Annotated in this window: 25 protein-coding genes; 8 read left to right on the top strand and 17 right to left on the bottom strand. The window is 72.0% G+C overall.

Annotation, left to right across the window (positions count from 1 at the left end; all coding sequences use genetic code 11):
• Nucleotides 1–1,143: 1,143 nt before the first annotated feature.
• Entirely contained in the window at nucleotides 1,144–1,815 is a 672-nt protein-coding gene (locus tag ACVMYR_RS10770; protein WP_457121750.1) for a polysaccharide deacetylase family protein, read from the top strand.
• A 174-nt stretch (nucleotides 1,816–1,989) separates the two neighbouring features.
• Nucleotides 1,990–2,286: a DUF1540 domain-containing protein gene (locus ACVMYR_RS10775; protein WP_043966077.1), complete on the top strand. Its 297-nt coding sequence runs from the start codon at nucleotides 1,990–1,992 to the stop codon at nucleotides 2,284–2,286.
• A 95-nt stretch (nucleotides 2,287–2,381) separates the two neighbouring features.
• Here ACVMYR_RS10775 and ACVMYR_RS10780 read toward each other — a convergent pair whose 3' ends face one another.
• Complete coding sequence (locus ACVMYR_RS10780) at nucleotides 2,382–4,388, bottom strand: protein meaA (protein WP_457121751.1); 2,007 nt, start codon at nucleotides 4,386–4,388, stop codon at nucleotides 2,382–2,384.
• A gap of 96 nt (nucleotides 4,389–4,484) precedes the next feature.
• Between ACVMYR_RS10780 and ACVMYR_RS10785 the strand changes: the two genes are divergently transcribed.
• From ACVMYR_RS10785 to ACVMYR_RS10795, 3 genes are all read left to right on the top strand, one after another.
• A complete protein-coding gene (locus tag ACVMYR_RS10785) occupies nucleotides 4,485–5,333 on the top strand; it encodes an ABC transporter ATP-binding protein (protein WP_457121752.1) in 849 nt (282 codons plus the stop codon).
• The gene (locus ACVMYR_RS10790) at nucleotides 5,330–6,178 is read left to right on the top strand and encodes an ABC transporter permease (RefSeq protein ID WP_043966072.1); all 849 of its coding nucleotides are present in this window, start codon (nucleotides 5,330–5,332) and stop codon (nucleotides 6,176–6,178) included. Before ACVMYR_RS10785 ends, ACVMYR_RS10790 begins: the two co-directional genes overlap by 4 nt.
• Before the next feature lie 125 nt (nucleotides 6,179–6,303).
• Nucleotides 6,304–7,107 (top strand): alpha/beta hydrolase, encoded by an 804-nt coding sequence (locus tag ACVMYR_RS10795; RefSeq protein WP_457121753.1) that lies wholly within the window; start codon nucleotides 6,304–6,306, stop codon nucleotides 7,105–7,107.
• A 62-nt stretch (nucleotides 7,108–7,169) separates the two neighbouring features.
• Here the strand turns inward: ACVMYR_RS10795 and ACVMYR_RS10800 are convergent, their stop codons facing one another.
• Nucleotides 7,170–8,018: a 3-hydroxyacyl-CoA dehydrogenase family protein gene (locus ACVMYR_RS10800; protein ID WP_043966069.1), complete on the bottom strand. Its 849-nt coding sequence runs from the start codon at nucleotides 8,016–8,018 to the stop codon at nucleotides 7,170–7,172.
• 204 nt (nucleotides 8,019–8,222) lie between these two features.
• Nucleotides 8,223–9,659 carry a UDP-N-acetylglucosamine 1-carboxyvinyltransferase gene (murA, locus tag ACVMYR_RS10805; protein WP_043966067.1) on the bottom strand — a complete coding sequence of 479 codons (1,437 nt, stop codon included), beginning with the start codon at nucleotides 9,657–9,659 and terminating at the stop codon, nucleotides 8,223–8,225.
• Here murA and ACVMYR_RS10810 point away from each other — a divergent pair.
• Nucleotides 9,658–10,230: a cob(I)yrinic acid a,c-diamide adenosyltransferase gene (locus ACVMYR_RS10810; protein WP_091276791.1), complete on the top strand. Its 573-nt coding sequence runs from the start codon at nucleotides 9,658–9,660 to the stop codon at nucleotides 10,228–10,230. The genes murA and ACVMYR_RS10810 overlap by 2 nt on opposite strands.
• Nucleotides 10,206–10,634 carry a VOC family protein gene (locus ACVMYR_RS10815; protein ID WP_396789071.1) on the top strand — a complete coding sequence of 143 codons (429 nt, stop codon included), beginning with the start codon at nucleotides 10,206–10,208 and terminating at the stop codon, nucleotides 10,632–10,634. The genes ACVMYR_RS10810 and ACVMYR_RS10815 overlap by 25 nt, the downstream gene beginning before the upstream one ends.
• A gap of 128 nt (nucleotides 10,635–10,762) precedes the next feature.
• Here ACVMYR_RS10815 and ACVMYR_RS10820 read toward each other — a convergent pair whose 3' ends face one another.
• From ACVMYR_RS10820 to ACVMYR_RS10880, 13 genes are all read right to left on the bottom strand, one after another.
• Nucleotides 10,763–11,218 carry a DUF2550 domain-containing protein gene (locus ACVMYR_RS10820; protein ID WP_043966062.1) on the bottom strand — a complete coding sequence of 152 codons (456 nt, stop codon included), beginning with the start codon at nucleotides 11,216–11,218 and terminating at the stop codon, nucleotides 10,763–10,765.
• A 12-nt stretch (nucleotides 11,219–11,230) separates the two neighbouring features.
• Nucleotides 11,231–11,515 carry a F0F1 ATP synthase subunit epsilon gene (locus ACVMYR_RS10825; RefSeq protein WP_077938542.1) on the bottom strand — a complete coding sequence of 95 codons (285 nt, stop codon included), beginning with the start codon at nucleotides 11,513–11,515 and terminating at the stop codon, nucleotides 11,231–11,233.
• 101 nt (nucleotides 11,516–11,616) lie between these two features.
• The gene (locus ACVMYR_RS10830) at nucleotides 11,617–12,762 is read right to left on the bottom strand and encodes an LCP family protein (protein WP_457121754.1); all 1,146 of its coding nucleotides are present in this window, start codon (nucleotides 12,760–12,762) and stop codon (nucleotides 11,617–11,619) included.
• 213 nt (nucleotides 12,763–12,975) lie between these two features.
• Nucleotides 12,976–14,412, bottom strand: a complete 1,437-nt coding sequence (gene atpD, locus ACVMYR_RS10835) for a F0F1 ATP synthase subunit beta (RefSeq protein ID WP_077938540.1) — start codon at nucleotides 14,410–14,412, stop codon at nucleotides 12,976–12,978.
• Entirely contained in the window at nucleotides 14,412–15,341 is a 930-nt protein-coding gene (locus ACVMYR_RS10840) for a F0F1 ATP synthase subunit gamma (RefSeq protein ID WP_077938539.1), read from the bottom strand. Before ACVMYR_RS10840 ends, atpD begins: the two co-directional genes overlap by 1 nt.
• 9 nt (nucleotides 15,342–15,350) lie before the next feature.
• A complete protein-coding gene (gene atpA / locus ACVMYR_RS10845; protein ID WP_077938538.1) occupies nucleotides 15,351–16,991 on the bottom strand; it encodes a F0F1 ATP synthase subunit alpha in 1,641 nt (546 codons plus the stop codon).
• 103 nt (nucleotides 16,992–17,094) lie between these two features.
• Nucleotides 17,095–17,916 carry a F0F1 ATP synthase subunit delta gene (locus ACVMYR_RS10850; RefSeq protein WP_077938537.1) on the bottom strand — a complete coding sequence of 274 codons (822 nt, stop codon included), beginning with the start codon at nucleotides 17,914–17,916 and terminating at the stop codon, nucleotides 17,095–17,097.
• Complete coding sequence (locus tag ACVMYR_RS10855) at nucleotides 17,916–18,455, bottom strand: F0F1 ATP synthase subunit B (protein ID WP_043966052.1); 540 nt, start codon at nucleotides 18,453–18,455, stop codon at nucleotides 17,916–17,918. Before ACVMYR_RS10855 ends, ACVMYR_RS10850 begins: the two co-directional genes overlap by 1 nt.
• A gap of 30 nt (nucleotides 18,456–18,485) precedes the next feature.
• The gene (locus tag ACVMYR_RS10860) at nucleotides 18,486–18,719 is read right to left on the bottom strand and encodes an ATP synthase F0 subunit C (RefSeq protein WP_043966050.1); all 234 of its coding nucleotides are present in this window, start codon (nucleotides 18,717–18,719) and stop codon (nucleotides 18,486–18,488) included.
• A gap of 67 nt (nucleotides 18,720–18,786) precedes the next feature.
• The gene (gene atpB, locus ACVMYR_RS10865; protein ID WP_007072697.1) at nucleotides 18,787–19,584 is read right to left on the bottom strand and encodes a F0F1 ATP synthase subunit A; all 798 of its coding nucleotides are present in this window, start codon (nucleotides 19,582–19,584) and stop codon (nucleotides 18,787–18,789) included.
• A gap of 11 nt (nucleotides 19,585–19,595) precedes the next feature.
• Nucleotides 19,596–19,832 carry an AtpZ/AtpI family protein gene (locus tag ACVMYR_RS10870; protein WP_043966604.1) on the bottom strand — a complete coding sequence of 79 codons (237 nt, stop codon included), beginning with the start codon at nucleotides 19,830–19,832 and terminating at the stop codon, nucleotides 19,596–19,598.
• A 181-nt stretch (nucleotides 19,833–20,013) separates the two neighbouring features.
• Nucleotides 20,014–20,445 (bottom strand): hypothetical protein, encoded by a 432-nt coding sequence (locus ACVMYR_RS10875; RefSeq protein WP_077938536.1) that lies wholly within the window; start codon nucleotides 20,443–20,445, stop codon nucleotides 20,014–20,016.
• Nucleotides 20,438–21,727: a serine hydroxymethyltransferase gene (locus tag ACVMYR_RS10880; RefSeq protein ID WP_457121755.1), complete on the bottom strand. Its 1,290-nt coding sequence runs from the start codon at nucleotides 21,725–21,727 to the stop codon at nucleotides 20,438–20,440. The genes ACVMYR_RS10875 and ACVMYR_RS10880 overlap by 8 nt, the downstream gene beginning before the upstream one ends.
• Nucleotides 21,728–21,762: 35 nt before the next feature.
• Here ACVMYR_RS10880 and ACVMYR_RS10885 point away from each other — a divergent pair, with 35 nt between their 5' ends.
• The gene (locus ACVMYR_RS10885) at nucleotides 21,763–23,262 is read left to right on the top strand and encodes an SDR family oxidoreductase (RefSeq protein ID WP_457121756.1); all 1,500 of its coding nucleotides are present in this window, start codon (nucleotides 21,763–21,765) and stop codon (nucleotides 23,260–23,262) included.
• Between the two features lie 106 nt (nucleotides 23,263–23,368).
• Here ACVMYR_RS10885 and ACVMYR_RS10890 read toward each other — a convergent pair whose 3' ends face one another.
• The gene (locus ACVMYR_RS10890) at nucleotides 23,369–23,998 is read right to left on the bottom strand and encodes a dihydrofolate reductase family protein (RefSeq protein ID WP_077938533.1); all 630 of its coding nucleotides are present in this window, start codon (nucleotides 23,996–23,998) and stop codon (nucleotides 23,369–23,371) included.
• Nucleotides 23,999–24,059 lie beyond the last annotated feature (61 nt).

Genomic DNA, 24,059 nt, shown 5'->3' on the forward strand with positions numbered 1-24,059 from the left:
GGGGGGTGTGCGAGCACCACGTCGAGGCGCCCGAACAACGAACAACGGGGGAAGAAGAGGAGGGGGTTCGGCTGCCTTGCGGCGCCGGGTCCAGGTGTAACGACCGGCGACCGGCCCCCATTCCCCGGGGGGATGACTCGGGTGGCGGGGGCGGGTCCTGCCAGATCCGGGGAGATCCGGGGGGATCCGGGGTGCTGCTGCGGTCGTCCGTCAGGTGTAACGCCCCCGCCCCGGCCGGGATTCCGGCCCGGAGGTGCCGCCGGTCACCACCCCGAGCCCGGCCTGACCCGGCCCACCTCCGCCTCCACCCCGCCCCACGCCACCCCGCCGGGTCGGACAATCCGCCCATTCCGGCGGAGGGGTGACGGCATGCCGGGCAGGTGGGGGTATCAACGGCGCGGGATACCCCCATCTGCCCGACATGAAGTCGATCAACCCAGCCACGCCCAGCCCGGCCCGCCCGGCGTCCGCCCCACGCCCGCCTCGGCCCGCCCCAGCCCGGCCGACCCACCCCGATCCAGCCCGACCCACCCCAGACCCGACCGGCCCACTCCGATCCAGCCAGACCCACCCCGACCCAGGCCGGCCCGCCCACCTCGGCCCGACCCGGCCGCCATTCCCGGGCCCGGGCTCGCCGATGATCGCCGGGCCACCCACGCCAAACCCGCCCACACCCCCCAGGCTCGGGCGGACGGGTCACGGGATGTCGGGCAGGTGGGGGTATCAGTAGCGCGGGATACCGCCATCTTCCCGGCATCCCGCCGGAAGATCCCGCGTGGGGCGGGGCAGCCGGGCGGGCACCCGCCAAGAGATCATCTCCCGGTGCCCGCAAAGAACTCTCGCGTACCCCTGATCGCGACGGTCGCCGCCCTGGCGGGCGTCGCCGTCCTTCTCGTCGCGCCCGCGCCGTCGGACGCGCCCGGCCGCGCCGCAATCGGACGGGTGCCCACGGCCGTGACGCCGCCCGCCAGCGGGGAGGATGGAACGCAGCAGGGGACGAACCGCCCGACCTCGCCGGCGTCCGCGTCCGGGCGACCCGGGGCACCGTCACGGCCCGGCCAGGGCGGACGGACCGACGAGCCCAGCGCGGGGCCCCCGACCACGGCCCTCCCCGGCGCGAGCCGCACCGACCGACGGCCCCCGGTGGTCGACCACGGACCCCGCACCGGTGACCTGGTGGCGCTGACCTTCGACGCGGACATGACGGACGCCATGCGGTATCAACTGCGCAGCGGGGCGGTGCGGTCGTACGCGAACCTGGCGATCATCGACCTGCTGGAACGGGAGCGGGTGCCGGCCACCTTCTTCCTGACCGGCAAGTGGGTCGAGGAGTATCCCGGGGTGACCCGCCGCTTGGCCGCCAATCCCCGCTTCGAGTTGGCCAACCACACGTACGGCCATCTCGCCTTCACCACCGACTGCTATCAGCTGCCGACGATCCCCCCGCAGCGGATGGCCGCCGACGTGGCCCGGACGTTCGACGTGATCGCCCCCTACGGCGGCAGGCAGACCCGCTACTTCCGCTTCCCCGGGCTGTGCCACGACCGCACCGCGTTGACCGAGCTCGCCCCGCTGGGCGTGACCGTGGTGGACGGGGACGTCATCAGCGGCGACCCGTTCGCGAAGTCCTGGCGGCCGGTCGTCGACGCGGTGCTGTCCCGGGTACGCCCCGGCTCGGTCGTCGTCCTGCACGTCACCGAGGCGAACGCCCCGATGACCGACGAGGCGCTGCCGCGCATCCTGGCCGGACTCGCCGAGCTGGGCCTGCGGCCGGCCACGCTCTCCGAGGTGCTGGGGGCGGGACCGGTCGGGTGACCCGGTGCCCGATCACGACCGGCAGCCCGATCCCTGCCGCCCGACCGGGGACGCCGACCGACCGGGATGCCAACCAAGCGGGGACGCCGACCGGCCAGGGATGGCCGATCGCCGACAACAAAACCGACAAAAACCTAATATGGGAGGAGATTCGAGAACCCAGAGGAGGTCGTCATGACTACGGCGATGGAGATGCCCCGCGTCCAGGAATGCGTGGTCGCGGCCTGCGCCTACAACCACACCGGCGACTGCCACGCGTTCGCCATCACGATCGGCAGCACCGATCACGCGCACTGCCACACGTTCGTCGAGATGCCCGTCCGGGGCGGCATCGACACGATGATCGCCCAGGTCGGCGCCTGTCAGCGCTCGGACTGTCGGCACAACGCCGACCTGGAGTGTCACGCCCCGGCGATCCGCGTCGGGCCGGACAACGACATGGCCGACTGCATGACCTACGCCAGCCGCTGACCACCGTCCGGTAACTGGTCCGCGGCGGCGGCCGCCGCACCAGGTGTTAACAGGGGCCCCCTGTACAACGGAATGCGTTAACAGGGGGCCCTTCCTTACCCCAGGCCGTTGGCGTGGCGGACCACCGTCACCAGATCGTCGACGATGCCGGTGAGGGCGAAGTCCTTCGGCGTGAAGACCCGGGCGACGCCCGCCGCCCGCAGCGCGTCGGCGTCGCCGGCCGGGATGATGCCGCCGACCACCACCGGCAGGTCGCCCCGGCCGGCGGCGCGCAGGCCGTCCAGCACAGCCGGCACGACGGCCAGGTGCGAGCCGGAGAGCACCGACAGGCCGACGAGGTCGACGTCCTCCTCCACGGCGGCGGCGACGATCTGGCCGGCGGTCAGCCGGATCCCCTGATAGATCACCTCGAAGCCGGCGTCGCGGGCGCGCACGGCGATCTGCTCGGCCCCGTTGGAGTGCCCGTCGAGGCCGGGCTTGCCGACCAGCAGCCGCAGCCGGCCACTGCCCAGCTCCCGGGCGGTCGCGGCGACGCGCTGCCGCACGGCGGCCAGGGTCGCGTCGCCGCCCGCCCCGGCACCACCGGCCAGGCCGGTCGGCGCCCGGTACTCGCCGAAGACCCGCCGCAACGCGCCGGCCCACTCGCCGGTGGTCACCCCGGCCCGCACGCACTCCAGGGTCGCCGGCATCAGGTTCGCGGTGGTCGCGGCGTCCGCGCGTAGCCGCTCCAGTGCCGCGTCGACCGCCGCGCCGTCGCGTCCGGCCCGCCATTCGCGTACGGCGGTCACGGCCGTCGCCTCCACCGCCGGGTCGACCTGCTCGATCGACCCGGCGCCGGCCGCGGTCAGCGGCGACGGCTCGGTCTCGGTGAACCGGTTGACGCCCACCACCGTGTCCGCGCCGGACTCCAGCCGGCGGCGGCGCTCGGCCAGCGAGGCGACCAGCGCGCTCTTGAGGTACCCGGACTCGACGGCGGCCACCACGCCGCCCATCTCCAGCACCTTCTCCAGTTCGGCCCGCGCCCCGGTGACGATCCCGTCGACCAGCGCGGTCATCACGTGCGAGCCGGCGAACAGGTCGGGATATTCCAGCAGGTCCGACTCGTACGCGAGGACCTGCTGCATGCGCAGCGACCACTGCTGGTCGAAGGGGCGGGGCAGGCCCAGCGCCTCGTTCCAGGCCGGGAGCTGCACGGCGCGGGCGCGGGCGTCCCGGGACAGGGTGACGCCGAGCATCTCCAGCACGATGCGCTGGATGTTGTTCTCCGGTTGGGCCTCGGTCAGCCCGAGCGAGTTGACCTGCACCCCGTACCGGAAGCGGCGCTGCCTGGGGTCGGTCACGCCGTACCGGTCGCGGGTGATCTCGTCCCAGAGCACGCCGAACGCGCGCATCTTGGCGGTCTCCTCGACGAACCGCACCCCGGCGTTGACGAAGAACGAGATCCGGGCGACGACGTCACCCATCCGCCCGGGCGGCACCTGGCCGCAGTCGCGCACCGCGTCGAGGACGGCGACGGCGGTGGCGAGGGCGAAGCCGACCTCCTGCACGGGCGTCGCCCCGGCCTCCTGGAGGTGGTACGAGCAGACGTTCACCGGGTTCCACCGGGGCATCCGGAGCAGCGTGTACGCGACGAGGTCGGCGGTGAGCCGCAGCGACGCCGCCGGCGGGAAGATGTACGTCCCCCGGGACAGGTACTCCTTGATGATGTCGTTCTGCGTGGTGCCGGCGCAGCGGGCCAGCTCCGCCCCCTGCTCGGCGGCGACCGTGCCGTAGAGGGCGAGCAGCCACATGGCCGGCGCGTTGATCGTCATGGACGTGTTCATGTCGGCCAGCGGGATGCCGTCGAAGAGGGCCCGCATGTCGCCGAGGTGGGCCACGGGCACCCCGACCCGGCCGACCTCGCCGGCCGCCAGCTCGTGGTCGGGGTCGTACCCGGTCTGGGTGGGCAGGTCGAAGGCGACCGACAGGCCGGTCTGCCCCTTGGCCAGGTTGCGGCGGAACAGGGCGTTGCTCGCGGCGGCCGAGGAGTGGCCGGCGTAGGTGCGCATCACCCAGGGGCGGTCGCGCTCGGGCAGCCGGCCGGCGGGGGCCTTCTCGTCCATTTCCGGAGTTTAAGTTACCGTTCAGTACATCGGGCTGTGCAAAACCACACAGCCCCGCCTCCGCATCGGCCCCGCCCAGGTCGCACACTTGACGGCATGGATGACGAGCTGGCGATCTCCGTCCGGGGGCTGCGCAAGGCGTACGGCGACAACGTCGCGGTGGCGGGCGTGGACCTCGACGTCCGGCGGGGCGAGGTGTTCGCGCTGCTCGGCCCGAACGGGGCGGGCAAGACCACCACGGTGGAGATCCTGGAGGGCTACCGGCGACGCGACTCCGGCGAGGTCCGGGTGCTGGGCAGCGACCCCGCCGACCCCGACCCGGACTGGCGCTCCCGGGTCGGCATCGTGCTCCAGGGCACCGGCGAGTTCGACGAGCTGACCGTCGGCGAGGTGGTCCGGCACTTCTCGGGCTTCTATCCCGACGCCGACGACCCGGCGAAGGTGGTCGAACGGGTCGGCCTCGGCGCGAAGGCGAAGGCCCGCACGCACACCCTCTCCGGCGGGCAGAAGCGCCGCCTCGACGTGGCGCTGGGCATCATCGGCCGCCCCGAGCTGCTCTTCCTCGACGAGCCGACCACCGGCTTCGACCCGGAGGCGCGGCGCGAGTTCTGGGAGCTGATCCGGGACCTGGCCGCCGCCGGCACCACGATCGTGCTGACCACCCACTACCTCGACGAGGCCGAGGCGCTCGCCGACCGGGTCGGGGTGATCGCCGCCGGCCGGGTGATCGAGGTGGCCCCGCCGAAGCTGCTGGGCAACCGCCAGGAGTCCCTGGCGACGGTCTCCTGGCGTACCCCCGAGGGGGTGCTGGAGAGCGCGCAGAGCGCGACGCCGACGGCCCTGGTCGCCGAGCTGGCCGCGCGCCACGGCGGCGAGGTCCCCGGCCTCACGGTGACCCGGCCGACCCTGGAAGACGTCTACCTGACCATGATCGGACACCGATGACGACCACGACGAAGCCGGCGGCCCCGGCCACCGCCGCCGCACCGGCCCGCCGGCCGGGCGCGGGCGCGCTCGCCCTGCGGCAGGGCCGGCTGGAGATCACCCAGTTCCTGCGCAGCCGGGAGTCCGTCGTGTTCACGATGGGCTTCCCGATCATCATGATCCTCATCTTCGCGGCGATCTTCAGCGACGAGATCGCCCCCGGGGTGAGCTACACGCAGTACTTCATCACCGGCATGATCGCGACCGGCCTGATGACGGTCAGCTTCCAGAACCTGGGCATCTGGATCCCGATCGAGCGGGACCGGGGGGTGCTGAAGCGCTACCGGGGCACGCCGATGCCGAAGTGGGTGTGGTTCGCCGGCAAGGTGATCATGGTGGTGGCGGTCGGCGTCGCCGAGACCGCCCTGCTGCTCGCCGTCTCGGTCGCCCTGTTCGATCTGGAGCTGCCCGGGACGGCCGGCAGGTGGCTCACCTTCGGGTGGGTCTCCGTCCTCGGGGTCACCGCGTGCACCCTGTGCGGCATCGCCATCTCGTCGCTGGCCCGCACAGCGCGCAGCGGCTCGGCCGTGGTCACTCCGGTCGCCCTCGTCCTCCAGTTCATCTCCGGCGTCTTCTTCGTCTTCACCAACCTGCCGACCTGGATGCAGCAGGTGGCGGCGCTGTTCCCGCTGAAGTGGATGTGCCAGGGCCTGCGCTCGGTCTTCCTGCCGGACGGCTTCGGCGCGCAGGAACCGGGCGGCTCGTTCGAGCTGGGCCGGGTCGCCCTCGTGCTGGGCCTGTGGTGCGTGATCGGCCTGGTCCTGTGCCTGACCACCTTCCGCTGGACGACGAAGCGCGACGGCTGAGGCGGTGCAAGGAAGGGCCCCCTGTTAACGCATTCGGTAGAGAGGGGCACCCCTCTCACCGCCGACCCGCGCGCGGGCGCGGGCGCGGGGCAGCCGATGCGGGGCGGGGCTGGGAGACTGTGCCGGTGGTGGCGCGACTGAGCCGGCGCGGGGTGCTGCTGGCCGGGGCCGGCGCGGCGGTGCTCGCCGTGGGCGGTGCCGTGGCGGCCCGGGAGGCGACCCGCCCCCGTCAGGGGCCGGCCCCCGAGCTGCCGGACGCCCCGCCCGGCGACGAGCGGCTGCTGCGGCGGGAGTCGGCGGCCCGGGGCCGTACCGTCGACTTCTGGACGGCCGTGCCCGCCGGCCACGGCGACGGACGAGGGCTGCCGGTCTGCCTGGTGTTGCACGGCGCGTCGGCCACCCCGCGCGACTACGCGCGCTTCGGTCTCGCCCGGTTCCTCACCGACGCCGTGCGCCGGGGCGCGCCGCCGTTCGTCCTCGCCGGGGCGACCGGCGGCCGGCTCTCCTGGCGGCCGGCGGGAGCCGACGACCCGCAGCGGATGGTGCGCGAGGAGGTGCCGGCCTGGTGCGCCGAGCGCGGCTTCGACGCCGGCCGGGTCGCCGCCTGGGGCTGGTCGATGGGCGGCTTCGGGTCGCTGCTGCTCGCCGAGACCTTCCCCGGCTGGCTGCGCGCGGTGGCCGCGTTCTCCCCCGCCGTACGCGCAGGGGACGCCGTCTTCACCGGCGCGGCCCGGCTGCGCGGCACCCCGGTCGGGCTCTGGTGCGGCCGGCAGGACGGGCTGCTGGACGAGGTGCAGGCGCTGGCCCGCGCCCTGCCCGAGCCCCCGGTCCGGGCCGAGTACGCCGACGGCCGGCACGACTTCACCTACTGGGGGCGCGTCGTCCCGGACGCCTTCGCCCTGCTCGGCGCCGCCCTCGCCGGGCCCTGACGCCGCCTGGCCACGGCAGCGCGGCCCGCAGGCGAGCGCACCTGCGGGCCGCGGCACGCCCGTCAGTACGTGTAGAAGCCCTTGCCCGTCTTGCGGCCCAGGTCGCCGGCGGTGACCATCCGCTGGAGCAGCTCCGGCGGGAAGAACTTCTCGTCGGCCGTGTCGGTGTAGATGTTCTTCGAGGCGTGCATGAGCACGTCGACGCCGGTCAGGTCGGTGGTCGCCAGCGGCCCCATCGCGTGGCCGAAGCCGAGCTTGCAGGCGGTGTCCAGGTCCTCGGCCGACACCACGCCGGACTCGACCAGCTTGACGGCCTCGACGACCAGCGCGGCGATCAGCCGGGTGGTGACGAAGCCGGCGATGTCCCGGTTCACCACGACGACGGTCTTGCCGATCTCCTCGGCGAACGCCCTCGCGGTGGCCAGGGTCTCGTCGCTGGTCTTGTAGCCCCGGACCAGCTCGCACAGCTTCATCATCGGCACCGGCGAGAAGAAGTGCGTGCCGACGACCGACTCGGGGCGCTCGGTGACGGCGGCGATCTGGGTGACCGGGATGGCCGAGGTGTTGGTGGCGAGCACCGCGTCGGCCCTACAGAGCTTGTCCAGGGCCCGGAAGACCTCCTGCTTGATCTCCAGCCGCTCGAAGACCGCCTCGACGACGATGTCCGCGTCGGCCACCGCCTCCAGGTCCGTCGTCGGGGTGATCCGGCCCAGCGCGGCGTCCACCTCGCCCGGCTCGATCTTGCCCTTCTCGGCGAACTTCTCCAGCGACTTCCGGATGCCGGCCAGTCCGCGCCCGGTGGCCGCGTCGTCCAGGTCCCGCAGCGTCACCTGCCAGCCTGCCTGCGCCGCCACCTGGGCGATGCCCGAGCCCATCAGCCCGGCCCCGACGACCGCGAGTCGACCCGCCATCTGCTTCTCCCTCGCCTGTTTGAGTGTCTGTCAGCACCCTAGCGGCGAGACTGAACGAAGACTAAGCCGAGGGCCGCGCAATGCACAGGCTGGGACGAGGGCCACCCGCCCCACCGGGGGCACGGCGCCGGCACCGAGGCGCTGCGCCGGGCCGGGGGCGCGGGCACCGGCCGCGCGGCGCGCGCCGGGACCGCCCGCGCGCGCTCAGATCTCCAGGGCCGGTTCCTCCGGTACGCTGCCCCGCTCGACCTCCACGCCGAGCGCCCGCAGGTCGGCGACGAAGTCCGGGTAGCCACGGTCGACGTGGTGCACGTGGGAGACCTCGGTGACCCCGTCCGCGCAGAGCCCGGCGATGATCAGCCCCGCGCCGGCCCGGATGTCCGTGGCCCGTACGGGTGCGCCGGAGAGCCGGTCCCGGCCCCGCACGACGGCGTGGTGCCCGTCGGTCTTGATGTCCGCGCCGAGCCGCATCATCTCGTTGGCGAACATGAACCGGCCGTCGAAGATGTTCTCGGTGATCAGGGATGCGCCGTCGCTCACCGCCGCGAGGCCGATCGCCATCGGCAGCAGGTCCGTGGCGAAGCCCGGGTAGGGCAGGGTGACCACGTCGACGGACGTGGGCCGGTCGGCCATCCGTACCCGGAAGGCGTCGCCCCGGGTCTCCACCAGGCCGCCCGCGCAGACCAGCTTGTCCAGCGCGACCTCCAGGAAGCCCGGGTCGATGCCGGTGACGGTGACGTCCCCGCGGGTCATCGCGGCGGCGAACGCCCAGGTCCCGGCGACGATGCGGTCCCCCACCGTGGCGTGCCGCACCGGCCGCAGCTCGGGCACCCCGTCGATGTGCAGGGTGGAGGTGCCCTCCCCCTCGATGCGCGCGCCCATCCGGATCAGCATCGAGCAGATGTCGACGATCTCCGGCTCCCGGGCCGCGTTGTCGATCACCGTCGTGCCCTGGGCCAGCACGGCGGCCATCACCAGGTTCTCGGTGGCACCGACGCTGGGGAAGTCGAGGACGATGTCCGCGCCGTGCAGGCCGTCCGGGGCGGCGGCGATGACGAAGCCGTGCTCGCCGGAGATGTCCGCGCCCATCCGGGTCAGCCCGGCGATGTGCATGTCCAGCCCCCGGGAGCCGATGGCGTCGCCGCCGGGGTGGGCCACCCGGACGTATCCCCGGCGGGCCAGCAGCGGGCCCAGCACGCAGATGGAGGCGCGCAGCCGGCGGACCAGGTCGTAGTCGGCCTCCGCGCCGGGCCGCTCGGGCACGTCGATGGTGACCGACCGGGACCGGGCCACGCCGCCCCGGGCCACCATCGGGTCGACCGGTTCGTCGGCGTCGAAGCGGACGCCGCAGCCCAGCCGGCGCAGCACCTCGCCCATGATGGCGATGTCGGTGATGCGCGGGACGTTGGTGATCACGCTGCGGCCGGGGGCGAGCAGCGCGGCGGCCATCAGCTTGAGGGCCGAGTTCTTCGCCCCGACCACGTGCACCGTGCCGGCGAGGCGGGCGTCGCCGGCGACGCGGATGACGTCGACGTCGTTGACCGCCGGGTCGCCGGCATCACCGGGGCCGAGCCCGGCGGGGCGCGCCGGGGCCGGTCGGGCGGGGATCGTCAGGTCCGGTATCCGTAGGCTGTGCGTCATGGCCGTCCACCTCACGCGCATCTACACCAAGGCCGGCGACGCCGGCATGACCAGGCTGAGCAACAACGAGCAGGTGCCAAAGACCGATCCGCGGATCGCCGCGTACGCGGACGTGGACGAGTGCAACGCCGCGATCGGCGTCGCGCTCGCCCTCGGCCAGCTCGACGACGAGCTGCGGGCGGTGCTCGGGTCGATCCAGAACGACATGTTCGACGTGGGCGCCGACCTGTCCACGCCGGTGGAGCCGGACCCGAAGTATCCGCCGCTGCGGGTCACCGAGGAGTACGTGGAGCGCCTCGAAGGATGGTGCGACGAGTTCAACGCACGCCTGGGCAAGCTCGACTCCTTCATCCTCCCCGGCGGCACCGCGGGAGCGGCGCTGCTGCACGTGGCACGGACGATCGCCCGGCGGGCCGAGCGGGCGGCGTGGGCGCTGGTCGCACACGACCCCGACCGGACCAGCACCCTCCCGGCAAAGTATCTCAACCGGCTCTCCGATCTGCTCTTCATCCTGTCAAGAACGGCGAATCCGGGGGGCGACGTGCTATGGGTCCCGGGCGGCCAACGCTGACCGTCCCCGTCGGCACCCTGCACCACGTCGAGGTCTGGGTGCCGGAGCTGGCCGAGGCGGTGCGCTGCTGGGGCTGGCTGCTGGGCGAGCTGGGCTGGCAGCCGTTCCAGGACTGGCCCGCCGGCCGGTCCTGGCGGCTCGGCCCGACGTATGTCGTGGTGGAGGAGTCCCCGGCAATGACCGGACGAAACCACGACCGGCTCGCCCCCGGCCTGAACCACCTGGCATTCCACGCGGGCCAGCCAGCCGACGTGGATCGGCTGGTCGCGGCAGCACCGGCCCACGGCTGGTCCCTGCTCTTCGCGGACCGCCATCCCCACGCCGGCGGCGCGGACACCTACGCGGCCTACCTCACCAACACCCAGGGGTACGAGGTCGAACTGATCGCCTCAACCAAAGGCTGACGAAGGGCAGAAGCCCTGACGACGTGCCCGGCCTCGTGAGGGGTTTCCGGGGAGCCCGCCCGCGGAGGGATCAAGCCTGACCGCCCGGAGCGGGTGGGCTCCCCGGAAACCCCGGAGAGCGGGACGCGTCAGGCGGCGGGCCAGTCCTGGGGGGCCAGACGCGGCGAGGCCGCCCCGGGCGGGGCGGCCTCTAGCCAGGACAGGAATCCCGTGACGGTGGAGCGGGCCATGGCGATCTCCACCGGCACGTGGCGACTGGCACAGCGCAGGATCACCCAGTCGGCGGGCATGGAGAGGCGTTCCTGCCCCTCGGGCAGCCGGCGGCGTTCCACGACCAGCGTCTTGCGGGAGAGCACCCGCTTGGGGCGCAGGGCGAAGCTGAACATCCGGTACCACCGGAGTTCGTCACCGGCGAACCGGCCGAAACCGGGCGACCAGCCCCGCCCGTCGAGCACGGTGGTCACCCGGACGCTGAGCCGGATGATCCCGCCGCTGCGGGTGACCAGCGCGCGCCGGAGGAAGAGGACGAACAGGGCCACGAGCACCGCGGCGACGCCGATTCCGATCCCTTCCACGATCTCCATCGGCGGGACGGCTCAGCGGCTCTGTGCGGCGGAAACCGGAGTGGCGCTCTCGGCCAGTACGGTGACGCCCTCGCGGCTCACCGAGAGGAAGCCACCGGCCACCTCGTACGAGACCTGCTCGCCGCCGGGAAGCTTGATGCGGACCTGGCCGGGCTCGGCGAGCTGCCCCAGCAGGGGCGCGTGCCCCGGCAGCACACCCAGCTCACCCTCGGTCGTGCGGGCGACGACCATCTCGGCCTCGCCGGACCAGACCTTCTCCTCGACGGCTACGAGCTCGACGTGAAGCTGCTGTGCCACGCTGTCTCCTTGCTGCGGCGGCGGATTGCCGAAAGTCTAGTCGCGCCCGTCGCGGGCCCCCAACGCGGGTGGCGTAAGCTGCGCCACCCGCCGGGGAAACGCTACTTCGTCTTGTTCCGGAAGTCCGGATGCTCCAGCAGGAAGGCGTCGAGCTGTTCCTTCTTCAGGGCGGTGAAGAAGTCCTCGGCCTCGGGCCGCAGCCGCTCCCCCCGGTACGCCGACCCGGTGCCGATGTTCTCCCCCGGCAACTTGATCAGCTCGACGTTGTTCGAGCGGATGCCCTTGAGGGCGATCGCGAAGTCGACCACGCTGCTGCCCCGGCCGTTGAAGATCAGCGACTGCCCGGCGGCCCGGATCACCCGGTCCAGCTTGATCGGGTTGGTCACCACGTCGGCGCTGAACGCCTGGTCGACCATCGCCTTGATGAACTGCTGCTGGTGCCGCTGCCGGCCGTAGTCGGCGTCCGGGACGCCGTTCTTCGGGTACCGCTGCCGGACGTAGTCCAGCGCCTGCCAACCGCTGAGGTGCTGGCTGCCCTTCTTGTAGACCGCCTGCGGGCCGATGTAGCCCTCGCCGTACGGGTTGCCCTTGCGGTGCACCCCGCTCGGCTCGCGGTGCTCGGAGCGCACCTCGCGCTCGATGTACATGTCGACGCCGCCCATCGCGTCGACGATCTTTTGGAAGCCGGTGAAGTTGATGATCGCGCCCGCGTCGAAGCGGTCGATCCCGGTGACCTGCTGCACGGTCTTGGCCAGCAGCTCGAAGCCCCGGGCCGCGTCGGGATTCTGCCCCGGCACCCGGCTGCCGTACGACATGGCGGCGTTGAGCTTGTCGGTGCCGCCGTTGAAGTCCGCCTTGCTGAACCTCGGGATCTCGACCCGCAGGTCCCGGGGCAGGGAGAAGAGGTACGCCCGGTCCAGCTCGGCCGGGATGTGCAGCACCATGATCGAGTCGGCCAGCGGCGGGGTCTTCACGTCGCGCGGGTCGATGCCGACCAGCAGGATGTTGAGCGGGCCCTTGATGTCGCTCTTGCGCTCCTGGGCGCCGGCGGCCTGGTCGCCGAACAGGTCGCCCTTGCCCACCGCGCCCTCGTAGCGGGCCATCAGCGCCTCGTAGCCGACCAGCACCGCGCCGCTGAGCAGCATGAGCACCGACCCGAAGACGGTGCACACCCGGGCCCAGCGGGGGACCCGCGACCACGCCGACGGTTTCTTCCTGCCGCCCTTGCCGGCCTTACCCACGAGCATCTCCGTTCGTCACGCCCACGACTTGGAGACGGGCGTACGCAGCCGAAAAGTTGCAACGATGTTCACTCGTCCGGGGGACGGCGTGAATCGACGGTACCTCGCGTTCGACGGAGCCGCCGATCAGCAACCGGACAGCGGAGATCATAGGGCCTGTAGATGAACGAGGGCCGCCCCGGATGTTTCCGGGACGGCCCTCGACAGTGTGACGTGCGTCTAGCTCTTCATCAGCTCCGCGGCCTTGCGCTCCAGGTCCTCCAGGCCACCGCACATGAAGAAGGCCTGCTCGGGGAAGTGGTCGTACTCACCCTCGCTGATCTTCTTGAACGCCTCGATGGTCTCGGCGATCGGAACCGTCGAGCCCGGCACGCCGGTGAACTGCTCGGCGGCGTAGGTGTTCTGCGACAGGAAGCGCTCGATGCGCCGCGCGCGCTGCACGGTGATCTTGTCTTCCTCGGAGAGCTCCTCGATGCCGAGGATGGCGATGATGTCCTGCAGGTCCTTGTACTTCTGCAGGATCCGCTTGACCTCGGTGGCCACCGCGAAGTGCTCGGCGCCGACGAACTCCGGGGCGAGGATCCGGGACGAGGACGCCAGCGGGTCCACGGCCGGGTAGATGCCCTTGTCGGAGATCGACCGCTCCAGGTTGGTGGTCGCGTCGAGGTGGGCGAACGTGGTGGCCGGGGCGGGGTCGGTGTAGTCGTCCGCCGGCACGTAGATCGCCTGGAGCGAGGTGATGGCCTGGCCCCGGACGGAGGTGATCCGCTCCTGGAGCTCGCCCATCTCGTCGGCCAGGGTCGGCTGGTAACCCACGGCGCTCGGCATCCGGCCCAGCAGGGTGGACACCTCGGAACCGGCCTGGGTGAAGCGGAAGATGTTGTCGATGAAGAGCAGCACCTCCTGCTTCTTCACGTCGCGGAAGTACTCCGCCATGGTCAGCGCGGACAGGGCGACGCGCAGCCGGGTGCCCGGCGGCTCGTCCATCTGGCCGTAGACCAGCGCGGTCTTGTCGATGACGCCGGACTCGGTCATCTCGGCGATGAGGTCGTTGCCCTCACGGGTGCGCTCACCCACGCCGGCGAACACCGACGTACCACCGAAGTTCCGGGCCACCCGGGTGATCATCTCCTGGATGAGCACCGTCTTGCCCACGCCCGCGCCGCCGAACAGGCCGATCTTGCCGCCCTTGACGTACGGGGCGAGCAGGTCGATGACCTTGATGCCGGTCTCCAGCATCTCGGTCTTCGGCTCCAGGTCCGCGAAGGCCGGGGCCTTGCGGTGGATGCCCCAGTGGTCGTCGGGGCTGAGCGACTCACCCTCGGTGAGGTTGAGGCACTCGCCGATGGCGTTGAAGACGTGGCCCTTGACGGTGTCGCCCACCGGCACGGTGATCGGCGAGCCGGTGTCGCGCACCTCGGCGCCGCGCACCAGGCCGTCGGTCGGCTGCATCGAGATGGCGCGGATCAGGTTGTCGCCCAGGTGCTGGGCGACCTCCAGGGTCAGCGTCTTCTCGCCGCCGGAGAGGCTCACCTCGACGTTCAGGGCGTTGAACAGGGTCGGCATGGCGTCGCGCGGGAACTCGGCGTCGACGACCGGGCCGATGACCCGGACCACGCGACCGGTGGCCGTCTTGGTCTGTACTGGGGCAGTCATCACACTTCACTTCCCGACGCGGCGAGCGCGTTCGCGCCGCCGACGATCTCGCTGATCTCCTGGGTGATCCCGGCCTGGCGGGCCGAGTTCATCTCACGCGTGTACTTCTCGATCATCTCTTCGGCGTTGTCGGTGGCGCTCTTCATCGCCCGCCGACGCGACGCCGACTCGCTCGCCGCCGACTCCAGCAACGCCGCGTAGATCCGCGTGTTGATGTACTTCGGCAGGAGCGCGTCGAGCAGCGCCTCCGCCTCCGGCTCGAACTCGTACGCCGGGAGCAGGCCCTCGGACTTGGGCCGGTCCTCGACCTGCATCGGGCCGATGACCTTCGCCACCGGGGTCTGGGTCATCAGGGAGTGGAACTCGGTGTAGACGATGTGCAGCTCGTCGATCCCGCGCACGCCGTCCGGCCCGGCGGAGCCGTCCGTGTCGTCCGCGCCGGCGGTGAACGCCTTGATCAGCGTCTCACCGACCTCGCGGGCGTCGGCGAACGTCGGCTGCTCCGAGAAGCCCGTCCAGTTCGCCTCGATCGGCCAGTCCCGGAACCGGTAGAACCCGACGCCCTTGCGGCCGATGACGTAGAGCACGGGCTCCTTGCCCTCGTCCCGCAGCCGGGCGATCAGCGACTGCGCGGTCTTGATCGCGTTGGAGCTGTAACCGCCGGCCAGGCCCCGGTCGGCGGTTACCAGCAGGACGCCGGCCCGGCGCACCCGCTCGCGCGGGGTGAGCAGCGGGTGGTCGATCCGGGCGTTGGACGCCAGCGCGGTGAGCACGCCGGTGATGGCCTGGGCGTACGGCAGGGACGCCTGCACCCGGGCCTGGGCCTTGGCGATCCGGCTCGTCGCCACGAGCTCCATCGCCTTGGTGATCTTCTTCATCCCCTTCGCCGAGCGAATCCGTTGACGAAGAACGCGTACCTGGGCCGCCATGAGTCAGCCCTACTGCTTCTCGGCGTTGTCGCGGTAGCGGGTCACCGTCTCGCGGTTCTCGTCGCCCTCCAGCGGGGCGGCGGGGGCCTCGTTGATCCGGGGCGCGTCCTCCTTGCCCAGGAACGTCTGCTTGAAGCTCGCGATGGCCTGGTCGAGGGAGGAAATCACCTCGTCGTTCCACTTGTTGTCGGCGATCGCCGCGAGGGTGCCCTCGTGCTTGTGCCGCAGGTACTGGAGGAACTCGGCCTCGAACCGGCGGATCTCGCCGACGGGGATGTCGTCGAGCTTGCCCTCGGTGCCGGCCCAGACGGACACGGTCTGCTCCTGCACCGGGAACGGCGAGTAGTTCGGCTGCTTGAGCAGCTCGACCAGGCGGGAGCCGCGCTCCAGCTGGGCCCGGGAGGCCTTGTCCAGGTCGGAGGCGAAGGCGGCGAACGCCTCCAGCTCGCGGAACTGGGCCAGGTTGAGCCGGAGCGAGCCGGCGACCTTCTTCATCGGCTTCATCTGGGCGGCGCCGCCGACCCGGGAGACCGAGGTGCCGACGTTGATGGCCGGCCGGACGCCCTGGTTGAACAGGTCCGTCTCCAGGAAGATCTGGCCGTCGGTGATGGAGATGACGTTCGTCGGGATGAAGGCCGAGATGTCGTTGGCCTTCGTCTCGATGATCGGCAGGCCGGTCATCGAGCCGCCGCCCAGCTCGTCGGAGAGCTTCGCGCAGCGCTCCAGCAGGCGGGAGTGCAGGTAGAAGACGTCACCCGGGTACGCCTCGCGGCCCGGCGGGCGGCGCAGCAGCAGCGACACGGCCCGGTACGCCTCGGCCTGCTTGCTCAGGTCGTCGAAGACGATGAGGACGTGCTTGCCGCCGTACATCCAGTGCTGACCGATGGACGAGCCGGTGTAGGGCGCCAGGTACTTGAAGCCGGCCGGGTCGGACGCCGGCGAGGCCACGATGGTGGTGTACTCCATCGCGCCCGCCTCCTCCAGGATGCCCTTGATCGAGGCGATCGTGGAGGCCTTCTGGCCGATGGCGACGTAGATGCAGCGGACCTGCTTCTTCGGGTCGCCGGAGCGCCAGTTGTCCCGCTGGTTGAGGATGGTGTCCAGCGCGACCGTGGTCTTGCCGGTCTTGCGGTCGCCGATGATCAGCTGCCGCTGGCCCCGGCCGACCGGGGTCATGGCGTCGATCGCCTTGATACCGGTCTGCAGCGGCTCGTCGACGGACTGCCGGGACATCACGTTCGGGGCCTGGAGCTCCAGCTCGCGGAAGCCCTCGTTGGCGATGTCGCCGAGGCCGTCGATCGGCTGGCCGAGCGGGTTGACCACGCGGCCGAGGAAGGCGTCGCCGACCGGCACCGAGAGCACCCGGCCGGTGCGCTTGACGCGCTGGCCCTCTTCGAGCTTGGCGGAGTCACCGAGAACGACGACGCCGATCTCCCGGACGTCGAGGTTCAGCGCCAGGCCGAGCGTGCCGTCCTCGAACTCCAGGAGCTCGTTGGTCATGGTCGAGGGCAGGCCCTCGACGTGGGCGATGCCGTCGCCGGTGTCGGCGACGGTGCCGACCTCCTCGCGGGAGACGTCGGGCGAGTAGGAGGAGACGTAGCGCTCCAGCGCGCCGCGGATCTCCTCCGTCGAGATGGTCAGCTCGGCCATCCTCTGCTTCCTTAAGTATCAGGGGCCCGGGGATACCTAGTACCGACCGGTCCGAATGGCGTCTGTCAATCCAGGCGTTCGCGGTGCGCCAGCGGGATGCCGGTCAGCGCGTCACGAGCGCGTTGCGGGTCTCGTTGAGGCGGCGCAGGACGGTGCCGTCGTACAGGTCGGACCCGACCCGGACGCTGACGCCGCCGAGGACCGAGGGGTCGACCGTCTGCTTGACGGAGACCTCCCGACCGTACATCGCGGAGAGGCGGGCACCGAGCCGGCGCTCGTCCTCGTCGCTCAACGGGGCCGCCACGGTCACGTACGCGACCTGCCGGTCCCGCCGGTCGGCGGTCAGCTCGACCAGCCGGGTCAGCGAGCCGGTGAAGGAGCGCCCACCGAACCCGTTCAGCGCCACCTCGACGAGGCGGACGGTGACCGGGCGGGCCTTGCCGGCGAGCAGCTCGCGGGCCAGCTCGGCCCGCCGCTCGGCCGGGCCGACCGGGTCGGACAGCGCCGCCGACAGCGCGGGCTGGCCGGCGACCACCTGGCCGAAGCGGAACAGCTCGTCCTCGACCTCGCCCAGGTCACCGGCGGCGTCGGCGCTGGCCAGCAGCGCCTCCACGCCGAGACGCTCGGCACCGTCGAGCAGCTCCGACGGCGCCGACCACCGGCCGGAGACCAGCCCGGTGAGCAGGTCGAGCGCGTCCGCGCCGACCTTGCCCCGGAGCATGTCCCCCAGCAGCCCGGCGCGGTCCGCGCCCGGCCGGGCCGGGTCGGACAGCGCCCGGCGCAGCCGCGGCTCGCGCCGCAGCAGGCCGGCGACGGCGAGCAGGTCGTCGGCGGTGGCGGCCACCGCCGACGGCTCCGCACCCCGCGCGTACGCCGCCAGGCGCTCGGTCGCGGCCTGGTACGACTCCCGGCTGGCGGCCTGCATCAGCGGGCCCCCGCGCTCTCGAGGTCGCTGAGGAAGCGGTCGACGGTGCCCTTGCGGCGGGCCTCGTCGGCCAGCGACTCACCGACGATCTTGCTGGCCAGGTCGACCGCGATCGTGCCGACCTCCGTGCGCAGCTCGCGCACGATGGTGGCCCGCTCGGCGGCGAGCTGCTCCTTGCCGGCCGCGATGATGCGGTCGGACTCCTCCCGCGCCTTGGCGAGGATGTCCTGCCGGATGCCCTCCGCGTCGGCCCGAGCGTCGTCCCGGATCTTCGCGGCGTCGGTGCGCGCCTCGGCGAGCTGCGCGCGGTATTGCTCGAGGAGCTGGTTGGCCTCGGCCTGGGCGGCCTCGGCGCGCTTGATGCCACCCTCGATCGCGTCGACCCGGGCCTGGAACGTCTGCTCCATGCGGGGGAAGACGAACTTCATCAGCACGATGCAGAGCAGGATGAAGGCGATGCCACCGACCACGATCTCCTGCCAGATCGGGATGATCGGGTTGTGCGTCGACTCACCACCCTCTGCGGCGAGCAGGTACATGGGAGACCTCCCGGTCAAAGGGGGGCGGGTTTAGAGCTGGCCCTGCCAGATGAAGCCGAAGGCGATGCCGAGCAGCGCGAGCGCCTCGATGACGGCGAAGCCGATCCAGACGTACGGCAGGGTCATCCGGGACGACTCCGGCTGCCGGGCGGTCGACTGGATGTAGGCGGCGAAGACCAGGCCGACACCGATGCCCGGGCCGATGGCCGCGAGACCGTAGCCGATGGCGGCGGTGCTGCCCTCTACCGCGGCGTAGATGTCCATTAGTGGGTTCCTCCTGGTTATCACGCGTGACTCTCACGCGGGACGACAACGGGTGGTACGAGGTGGATCAGTGCTCGTCGGCGAGCGCGCCCTGGACGTAGCTGGCGGTGAGCACCGTGAAGACGTATGCCTGCAGGCAGATGACCAGGAACTCGAGGAAGGTGAGCGCGATGGTCATCACCCAGGACAGCACCGAGACCGGGGCCAGCCAGGCGTTGGCGCTGAGCATCGCGAACCCGCCGAGCGTGAAGACCAGCAGGAGCATGTGGCCGGCGAACATGTTCGCGAAGAGACGGACGGCCAGCGAGAACGGCCGGACCAGGAAGGTCGAGAAGAACTCGATCGGGATCAGCAGCGGCAGGATGTACCACGGCGCCGGCGGGATCAGGGAGTTCTTGACGAACTTGCCGAACCCGTGGTGCCGGATGCCCACCCAGATGAACATCACGTAGCTGATCACGGCGAGGAAGGCCGGGAAGGCGATGTGCGAGTTCGGCGAGATCTGGAACAGCGGCACGATCGCGAAGAAGTTGGTCAGCAGGATGAAGCAGAACAGCGTCGTGAAGTACGGCGCGAACCGCACCCCCGCATGCCCGATCATCTCGACGGCGATGTTGTTGCGGACGAAGCCGTAGATGGACTCGGCGAGCCACTGCTTCTTCGTCGGCACCAGCTGCGGCTTCCGGTAGGTCGCCAGGAAGAAGATGATCAGGACGCCGACGGCGATCCAGACCATGGCCGTGATCTTGGTGAACCAGTAGGAGTCGTGCGCACCCCAGGGCAGGATGCTGGGCAGGTAAAAGTCCTCCACGCTGGGTGGGAATGCCGCCTGGCCCGCTGCCAGGACGTTCGCCTGTCCGAACACCGCGTCCCTTCCTAAGTAGGCGTGCCGAGTCGGCGGACGACCAGGATGATCCCCCCGGCCATGCCGAGCACGACGCCGATCCCGGTGGCGATGCCGCCGGTGTCGAGCCACTGGTCGACCAGCCAGCCGATGAAACCCCAGACGAGCATGCCCCCGATGAGATACGAGAGCGCGGTCCAACCCTGGCCGGCACCGGTCGGGTTGTCGTCCGGGCCGCCGCTGGGTCGGGGGGTTTGGTCACCAGCCATGACGGGGCGAACGATATCAGTCGGAGAAACGAGGCTGTGCCTCACCCCCCGCACAACCGTGGTTGTGTGGGCGTCGGGCGGGCGCGTCGTCTGTGGGCACGCTACTCCCCTCGCGCCACCGAATGAATGACCGGTGTCGGACACAATCGCGCGTCGTACCGAAACGTGGGACGCTGGGGGCTCAGCCCCTGGTCCGGCGCGCGTGCACCGTGCTGAGCCACCAGATGTGCGCGCCGGTCCAGACGACCACGCCGACGGCGATGCCGAGGCACAGCGGGACGACCCCCGCCCAGCCCGTCGAGGCGACCGCCACCATCACGCCACCCAGGAGGGTGAACTTCGCGACGTACAGACCCACCCCGAACGGCAGCACGAGCTGCGGGTTGCGCGCGTCCGCCCAGGCCAGAACCACGGTGGTGAGGACGTAGCTGGCCACGGTGACGGCGACACCGGCCGCCACGCCGAGCGCCGCGTCGGCCCCGCCGAGGACCCCGCCGGCCGCCGCGCCCAGCGCCGCCACCCCGGCGGAGACGGCCACCAGCACCGGCAGGTGGCGCAGCCGCCAGCCCCGGTCGTCCGCCGCCGGCTCCGCGGCCACCCCGGGCTCAGCCACGGGGGTACGCCGGGAAGGCGGCGACCAGCTCGGCCACGTCGGCGGCGACGCGGGTGAGGGCTTCGGCTCCCCCGGGCTCGCCCGGATCGGTGCGCACCGCGCGGGCGATCAGCGCCGCGACCCGGCGCATCTCCTCCTCGCCCATGCCCTGCGTGGTGACGCTGGGCGTGCCCACCCGGATGCCCGACGCGACCATCGGCGGCTGCGGGTCGTACGGGATGGCGTTCTTGTTCAGGGTGACGGCGGCGGCGTCGCAGCGCGCCTCGGCCTCGGCCCCGCTCACCCCGGCGGCGCGCAGGTCGAGCAGCGCGAGGTGGGTGTCGGTGCCGCCGGAGACCGGCCGCATCCCCTCGGCCGCGAGCCCGGCGGCGAGCGCGCGGGCGTTGGCGACCACCTGCGCGGCGTACGCCCGGAACTCGGGCTGGGCGGCCTCGCGCAGGGCCACCGCCTTGGCCGCGACGGCGTGCATCAGCGGCCCGCCCTGGGTGAACGGGAAGACGGCCTTGTCGATGCGCTGGGCCAGCGACTCCCGGCACAGGATCATGCCGCCGCGCGGGCCGCGCAGCACCTTGTGGGTGGTGGCGCAGACGACGTCGGCGTGGGGCACCGGCGAGGGCACGGCCCGGCCGGCGACCAGGCCGATGAAGTGCGCGGCGTCCACCATCAGGTACGCGCCCACCTCGTCGGCGATCTCCCGAAACCGGGCGAAGTCGATCAGACGGGGGTACGCCGTCGCCCCGCAGATGATCATCTTGGGCCGGTGGGCGCGGGCGAGGTCCCGCACCTCGTCGTAGTCGATCAGCTCGGTGTCCTTACGCACGCGGTAGCCGACCGTGTGGAACCACTTGCCCGAGAAGTTCACCCGGCTGCCATGGGTCAGGTGACCGCCGTGCGGCAGGTCCATCGCCAGCACCGTGTCCCCCGGCTGCACCAGCGCGGCGTACGCGGCCAGGTTGGCGCTCGCCCCCGAGTGCGGCTGGAGGTTGGCGTGCTCGGCGTCGAACAGCTCCTTCGCCCGGGCGACGCCGATCTCCTCGGCCCGGTCCACCTCGGCGCAGCCGCCGTAGTAGCGCCGGCCCGGATACCCCTCGGCGTACTTGTTGGTCAGCGTCGAGCCGAGCGCCGCCAGCACCGCCGGGGAGGTCAGGTTCTCGCTGGCGATCAGTTGCAGGCCGCCGCGCAGCCGGTCCAGCTCGCCGAGCACCACCCCGGCGATCTCCGGATCGGTGGCGCTGAGCTGCTCGAAGTCCGGCCCCCAGAAGGTGCTCCTCGCGTTCTCCACAGCGAACGAGTCTACGGAGCCGCACACTGGAGGCCGTGAGATGCCTCGTCACCGGCGCGACCGGATACATCGGCGGACGGCTCGCGCCCCTGCTGCTCGCCGAGGGACACCAGGTGCGCTGCCTGGCCCGGCACGCCGGTCGGCTGCGCGACGTGCCGTGGGCGGCGCGGGCCGAGATCGCCGAGGGCGACCTGCGCCGGCCGGAGACCCTGCCGGCCGCGTTCGCGGGCGTGGACGTCGCCTACTACCTGGTGCACTCGCTCGGGCAGGCCGGCTTCGAGGCCGCCGACCGGGAGGCGGCGGTCGCCTTCGCCGACGCGGCGCGCGCCGCGGGCGTACGCCGGATCGTCTACCTCGGCGGCCCCGAACCGAAGGGCGACGACGGCCTCCCGTCGGCGCACCTGCGGTCCCGGGCCGAGGTCGGCCGGATCCTGCTCGACAGCGGGGTGCCCACGGCGGTGCTCCGCGCGGCGATCATCATCGGGTCCGGCTCGGCGTCGTTCGAGATGCTGCGCCACCTCACCGAGCGGCTGCCCGCCATGGTCACCCCGCGCTGGGTGCGCAACCGGATCCAGCCGATCGCCGTGCGGGACGTGCTGCACTACCTGGTCGGCTGCGCCGCGCTGCCGCCGCAGGTCAACCGGGCGTTCGACATCGGCGGCCCCGACGTGCTCACCTTCGGCGACATGATGCAGCGCTACGCCCGGGTCGCCGGGCTGCGCCGGCGGCTCATCCTGCCGGTCCGGCCGCTGACCCCGTCGCTGTCGTCGCACTGGGTCGGCCTGATCACCCCCGTGCCCAACGCGATCGCCCGGCCGCTGGTCGAGAGCCTGGTCCACGAGGCGGTCGCCCACGAGCACGACATCGCGGCGTACGTGCCGGACCCGCCCGGCGGGCTGACCGGCTTCGACCGGGCGGTCGAGCTGGCGCTCGCGCGGGTCCGCGACGCGCAGGTGGAGACCCGCTGGTCCACCGCGAGCGGGCCGGACGCCCCGGCCGAGCCGCTGCCCAGCGACCCGAAGTGGTCCGGCGGCACCGCCTACACGGACGTGCGGGAGCGGGCCGTACGCGCCCCGGCCGACGCGCTGTGGCGGGTGATCGAGGGCGTCGGCGGCGAGAACGGCTGGTACTCGTTCCCGCTGGCCTGGGCGGTGCGCGGCTGGCTGGACCGGCTGGCCGGCGGGGTGGGGCTGCGCCGGGGCCGGCGCGACCCGCACCGGTTGCGCGTCGGCGAGGCGCTGGACTTCTGGCGGGTCGAGGAGATCGTCCCGGGCGAACTGCTGCGGCTGCGCGCCGAGATGCGGCTGCCCGGCCGGGCCTGGCTGGAGATGCGCGCCGAGCCAACCGGGGACGGCACCAGCCGGTACGTCCAGCGCGCGGTCTTCCTGCCGAGGGGCCTGCCCGGGCACGCGTACTGGGGCGCGGTGTTGCCCTTCCACGCGATCGTCTTCGGCGGCATGGCGAGGAACATCGCCCGCGGCGCGGAAGCCCTCCCGTCGGCGGCCGCCGCCCCCTCGCGCGCTGTGGGCAGCTGAACGGTGGGCTACGTCGTACGGCCGACGCAGGAAGATCGTTTGTCGCCTACCGGCATCCCGCCCGGCATGTCGCGCCGGTAGGCAGCAAACGATCAAGGGGACTGCTTCAGCCGCGATCGGGTGCGCTCATGTCGCCCGTTGCCGGCGTGCCTTCGGCGAGCCCGTAGCGCAGGTAGACGGTGCCCTTCGGATTGGCCACCGGCGGTTCGAGGAGGGTGACGTTGGTGGGCACCGCGCCGCCGTCGAACACCTTCTTTCCGACGCCGAGCGTGATCGGATACACCCAGAGGTCGAGCCGGTCGAAGAGCTTCTCGCGCAGGAGGGTCTGCACCAGGTTGAGGCTCCCGACGACCTTCACGTGCTCGTGCCGGTCCCGGACCTCGCGTACGGCGTCGGCGAGGTCCGGGCCGAGCTGGGTGGACCCGGCCCAGGAGAGTTCGGGCCGGCCACGGGAGGCCACGTACTTCGGGACGCTGTTGAAGAGCGCCGCGATCTCGTTGTCCGCGCCGCCTGCCTGGTGCGGCCAGTACGCGGCAAAGATGTCGTACGTGCGCCGGCCGAGCAGGAGGGCGTCCGTGCCCTCGTACGCGGCGAGGACCTGCGCCCCGGTGACCTCGTCCAGCAGGGGTGCCTGCCAGCCGCCGAACGGGAACCTCTCCGGGTCCTCGCCGGGGCCGCCGGGTGCCTGCCCGACGAGGTCCAGCGTCACGAACAGCTCAAGGTGGATGACGCCCATGCTCAACTCCTGACGATGCCGGTTGTCGCGGTCGGCCGATAGACCTGCGGCGACCGGCAGA

The organism is Micromonospora sp. PTRAS2 (assembly GCF_054052245.1).

Excerpts from the sequence above, each read along its gene's own strand:
- ACVMYR_RS10775 (WP_043966077.1), top strand. The coding sequence starts at position 1,990 with ATGACTACGGCGATGGAGATGCCCCGCGTCCAGGAATGCGTGGTCGCG.
- ACVMYR_RS10780 (WP_457121751.1), bottom strand. The coding sequence starts at position 4,388 with ATGGACGAGAAGGCCCCCGCCGGCCGGCTGCCCGAGCGCGACCGCCCC.
- ACVMYR_RS10785 (WP_457121752.1), top strand. The coding sequence starts at position 4,485 with ATGGATGACGAGCTGGCGATCTCCGTCCGGGGGCTGCGCAAGGCGTAC.
- ACVMYR_RS10790 (WP_043966072.1), top strand. The coding sequence starts at position 5,330 with ATGACGACCACGACGAAGCCGGCGGCCCCGGCCACCGCCGCCGCACCG.
- ACVMYR_RS10800 (WP_043966069.1), bottom strand. The coding sequence starts at position 8,018 with ATGGCGGGTCGACTCGCGGTCGTCGGGGCCGGGCTGATGGGCTCGGGC.
- ACVMYR_RS10810 (WP_091276791.1), top strand. The coding sequence starts at position 9,658 with ATGGCCGTCCACCTCACGCGCATCTACACCAAGGCCGGCGACGCCGGC.
- murA (WP_043966067.1), bottom strand. The coding sequence starts at position 9,659 with ATGACGCACAGCCTACGGATACCGGACCTGACGATCCCCGCCCGACCG.
- ACVMYR_RS10815 (WP_396789071.1), top strand. The coding sequence starts at position 10,206 with ATGGGTCCCGGGCGGCCAACGCTGACCGTCCCCGTCGGCACCCTGCAC.
- ACVMYR_RS10820 (WP_043966062.1), bottom strand. The coding sequence starts at position 11,218 with ATGGAGATCGTGGAAGGGATCGGAATCGGCGTCGCCGCGGTGCTCGTG.
- ACVMYR_RS10830 (WP_457121754.1), bottom strand. The coding sequence starts at position 12,762 with ATGCTCGTGGGTAAGGCCGGCAAGGGCGGCAGGAAGAAACCGTCGGCG.
- atpD (WP_077938540.1), bottom strand. The coding sequence starts at position 14,412 with ATGACTGCCCCAGTACAGACCAAGACGGCCACCGGTCGCGTGGTCCGG.
- ACVMYR_RS10840 (WP_077938539.1), bottom strand. The coding sequence starts at position 15,341 with ATGGCGGCCCAGGTACGCGTTCTTCGTCAACGGATTCGCTCGGCGAAG.
- atpA (WP_077938538.1), bottom strand. The coding sequence starts at position 16,991 with ATGGCCGAGCTGACCATCTCGACGGAGGAGATCCGCGGCGCGCTGGAG.
- ACVMYR_RS10850 (WP_077938537.1), bottom strand. The coding sequence starts at position 17,916 with ATGCAGGCCGCCAGCCGGGAGTCGTACCAGGCCGCGACCGAGCGCCTG.
- ACVMYR_RS10855 (WP_043966052.1), bottom strand. The coding sequence starts at position 18,455 with ATGTACCTGCTCGCCGCAGAGGGTGGTGAGTCGACGCACAACCCGATC.
- ACVMYR_RS10860 (WP_043966050.1), bottom strand. The coding sequence starts at position 18,719 with ATGGACATCTACGCCGCGGTAGAGGGCAGCACCGCCGCCATCGGCTAC.
- ACVMYR_RS10870 (WP_043966604.1), bottom strand. The coding sequence starts at position 19,832 with ATGGCTGGTGACCAAACCCCCCGACCCAGCGGCGGCCCGGACGACAAC.
- ACVMYR_RS10890 (WP_077938533.1), bottom strand. The coding sequence starts at position 23,998 with ATGGGCGTCATCCACCTTGAGCTGTTCGTGACGCTGGACCTCGTCGGG.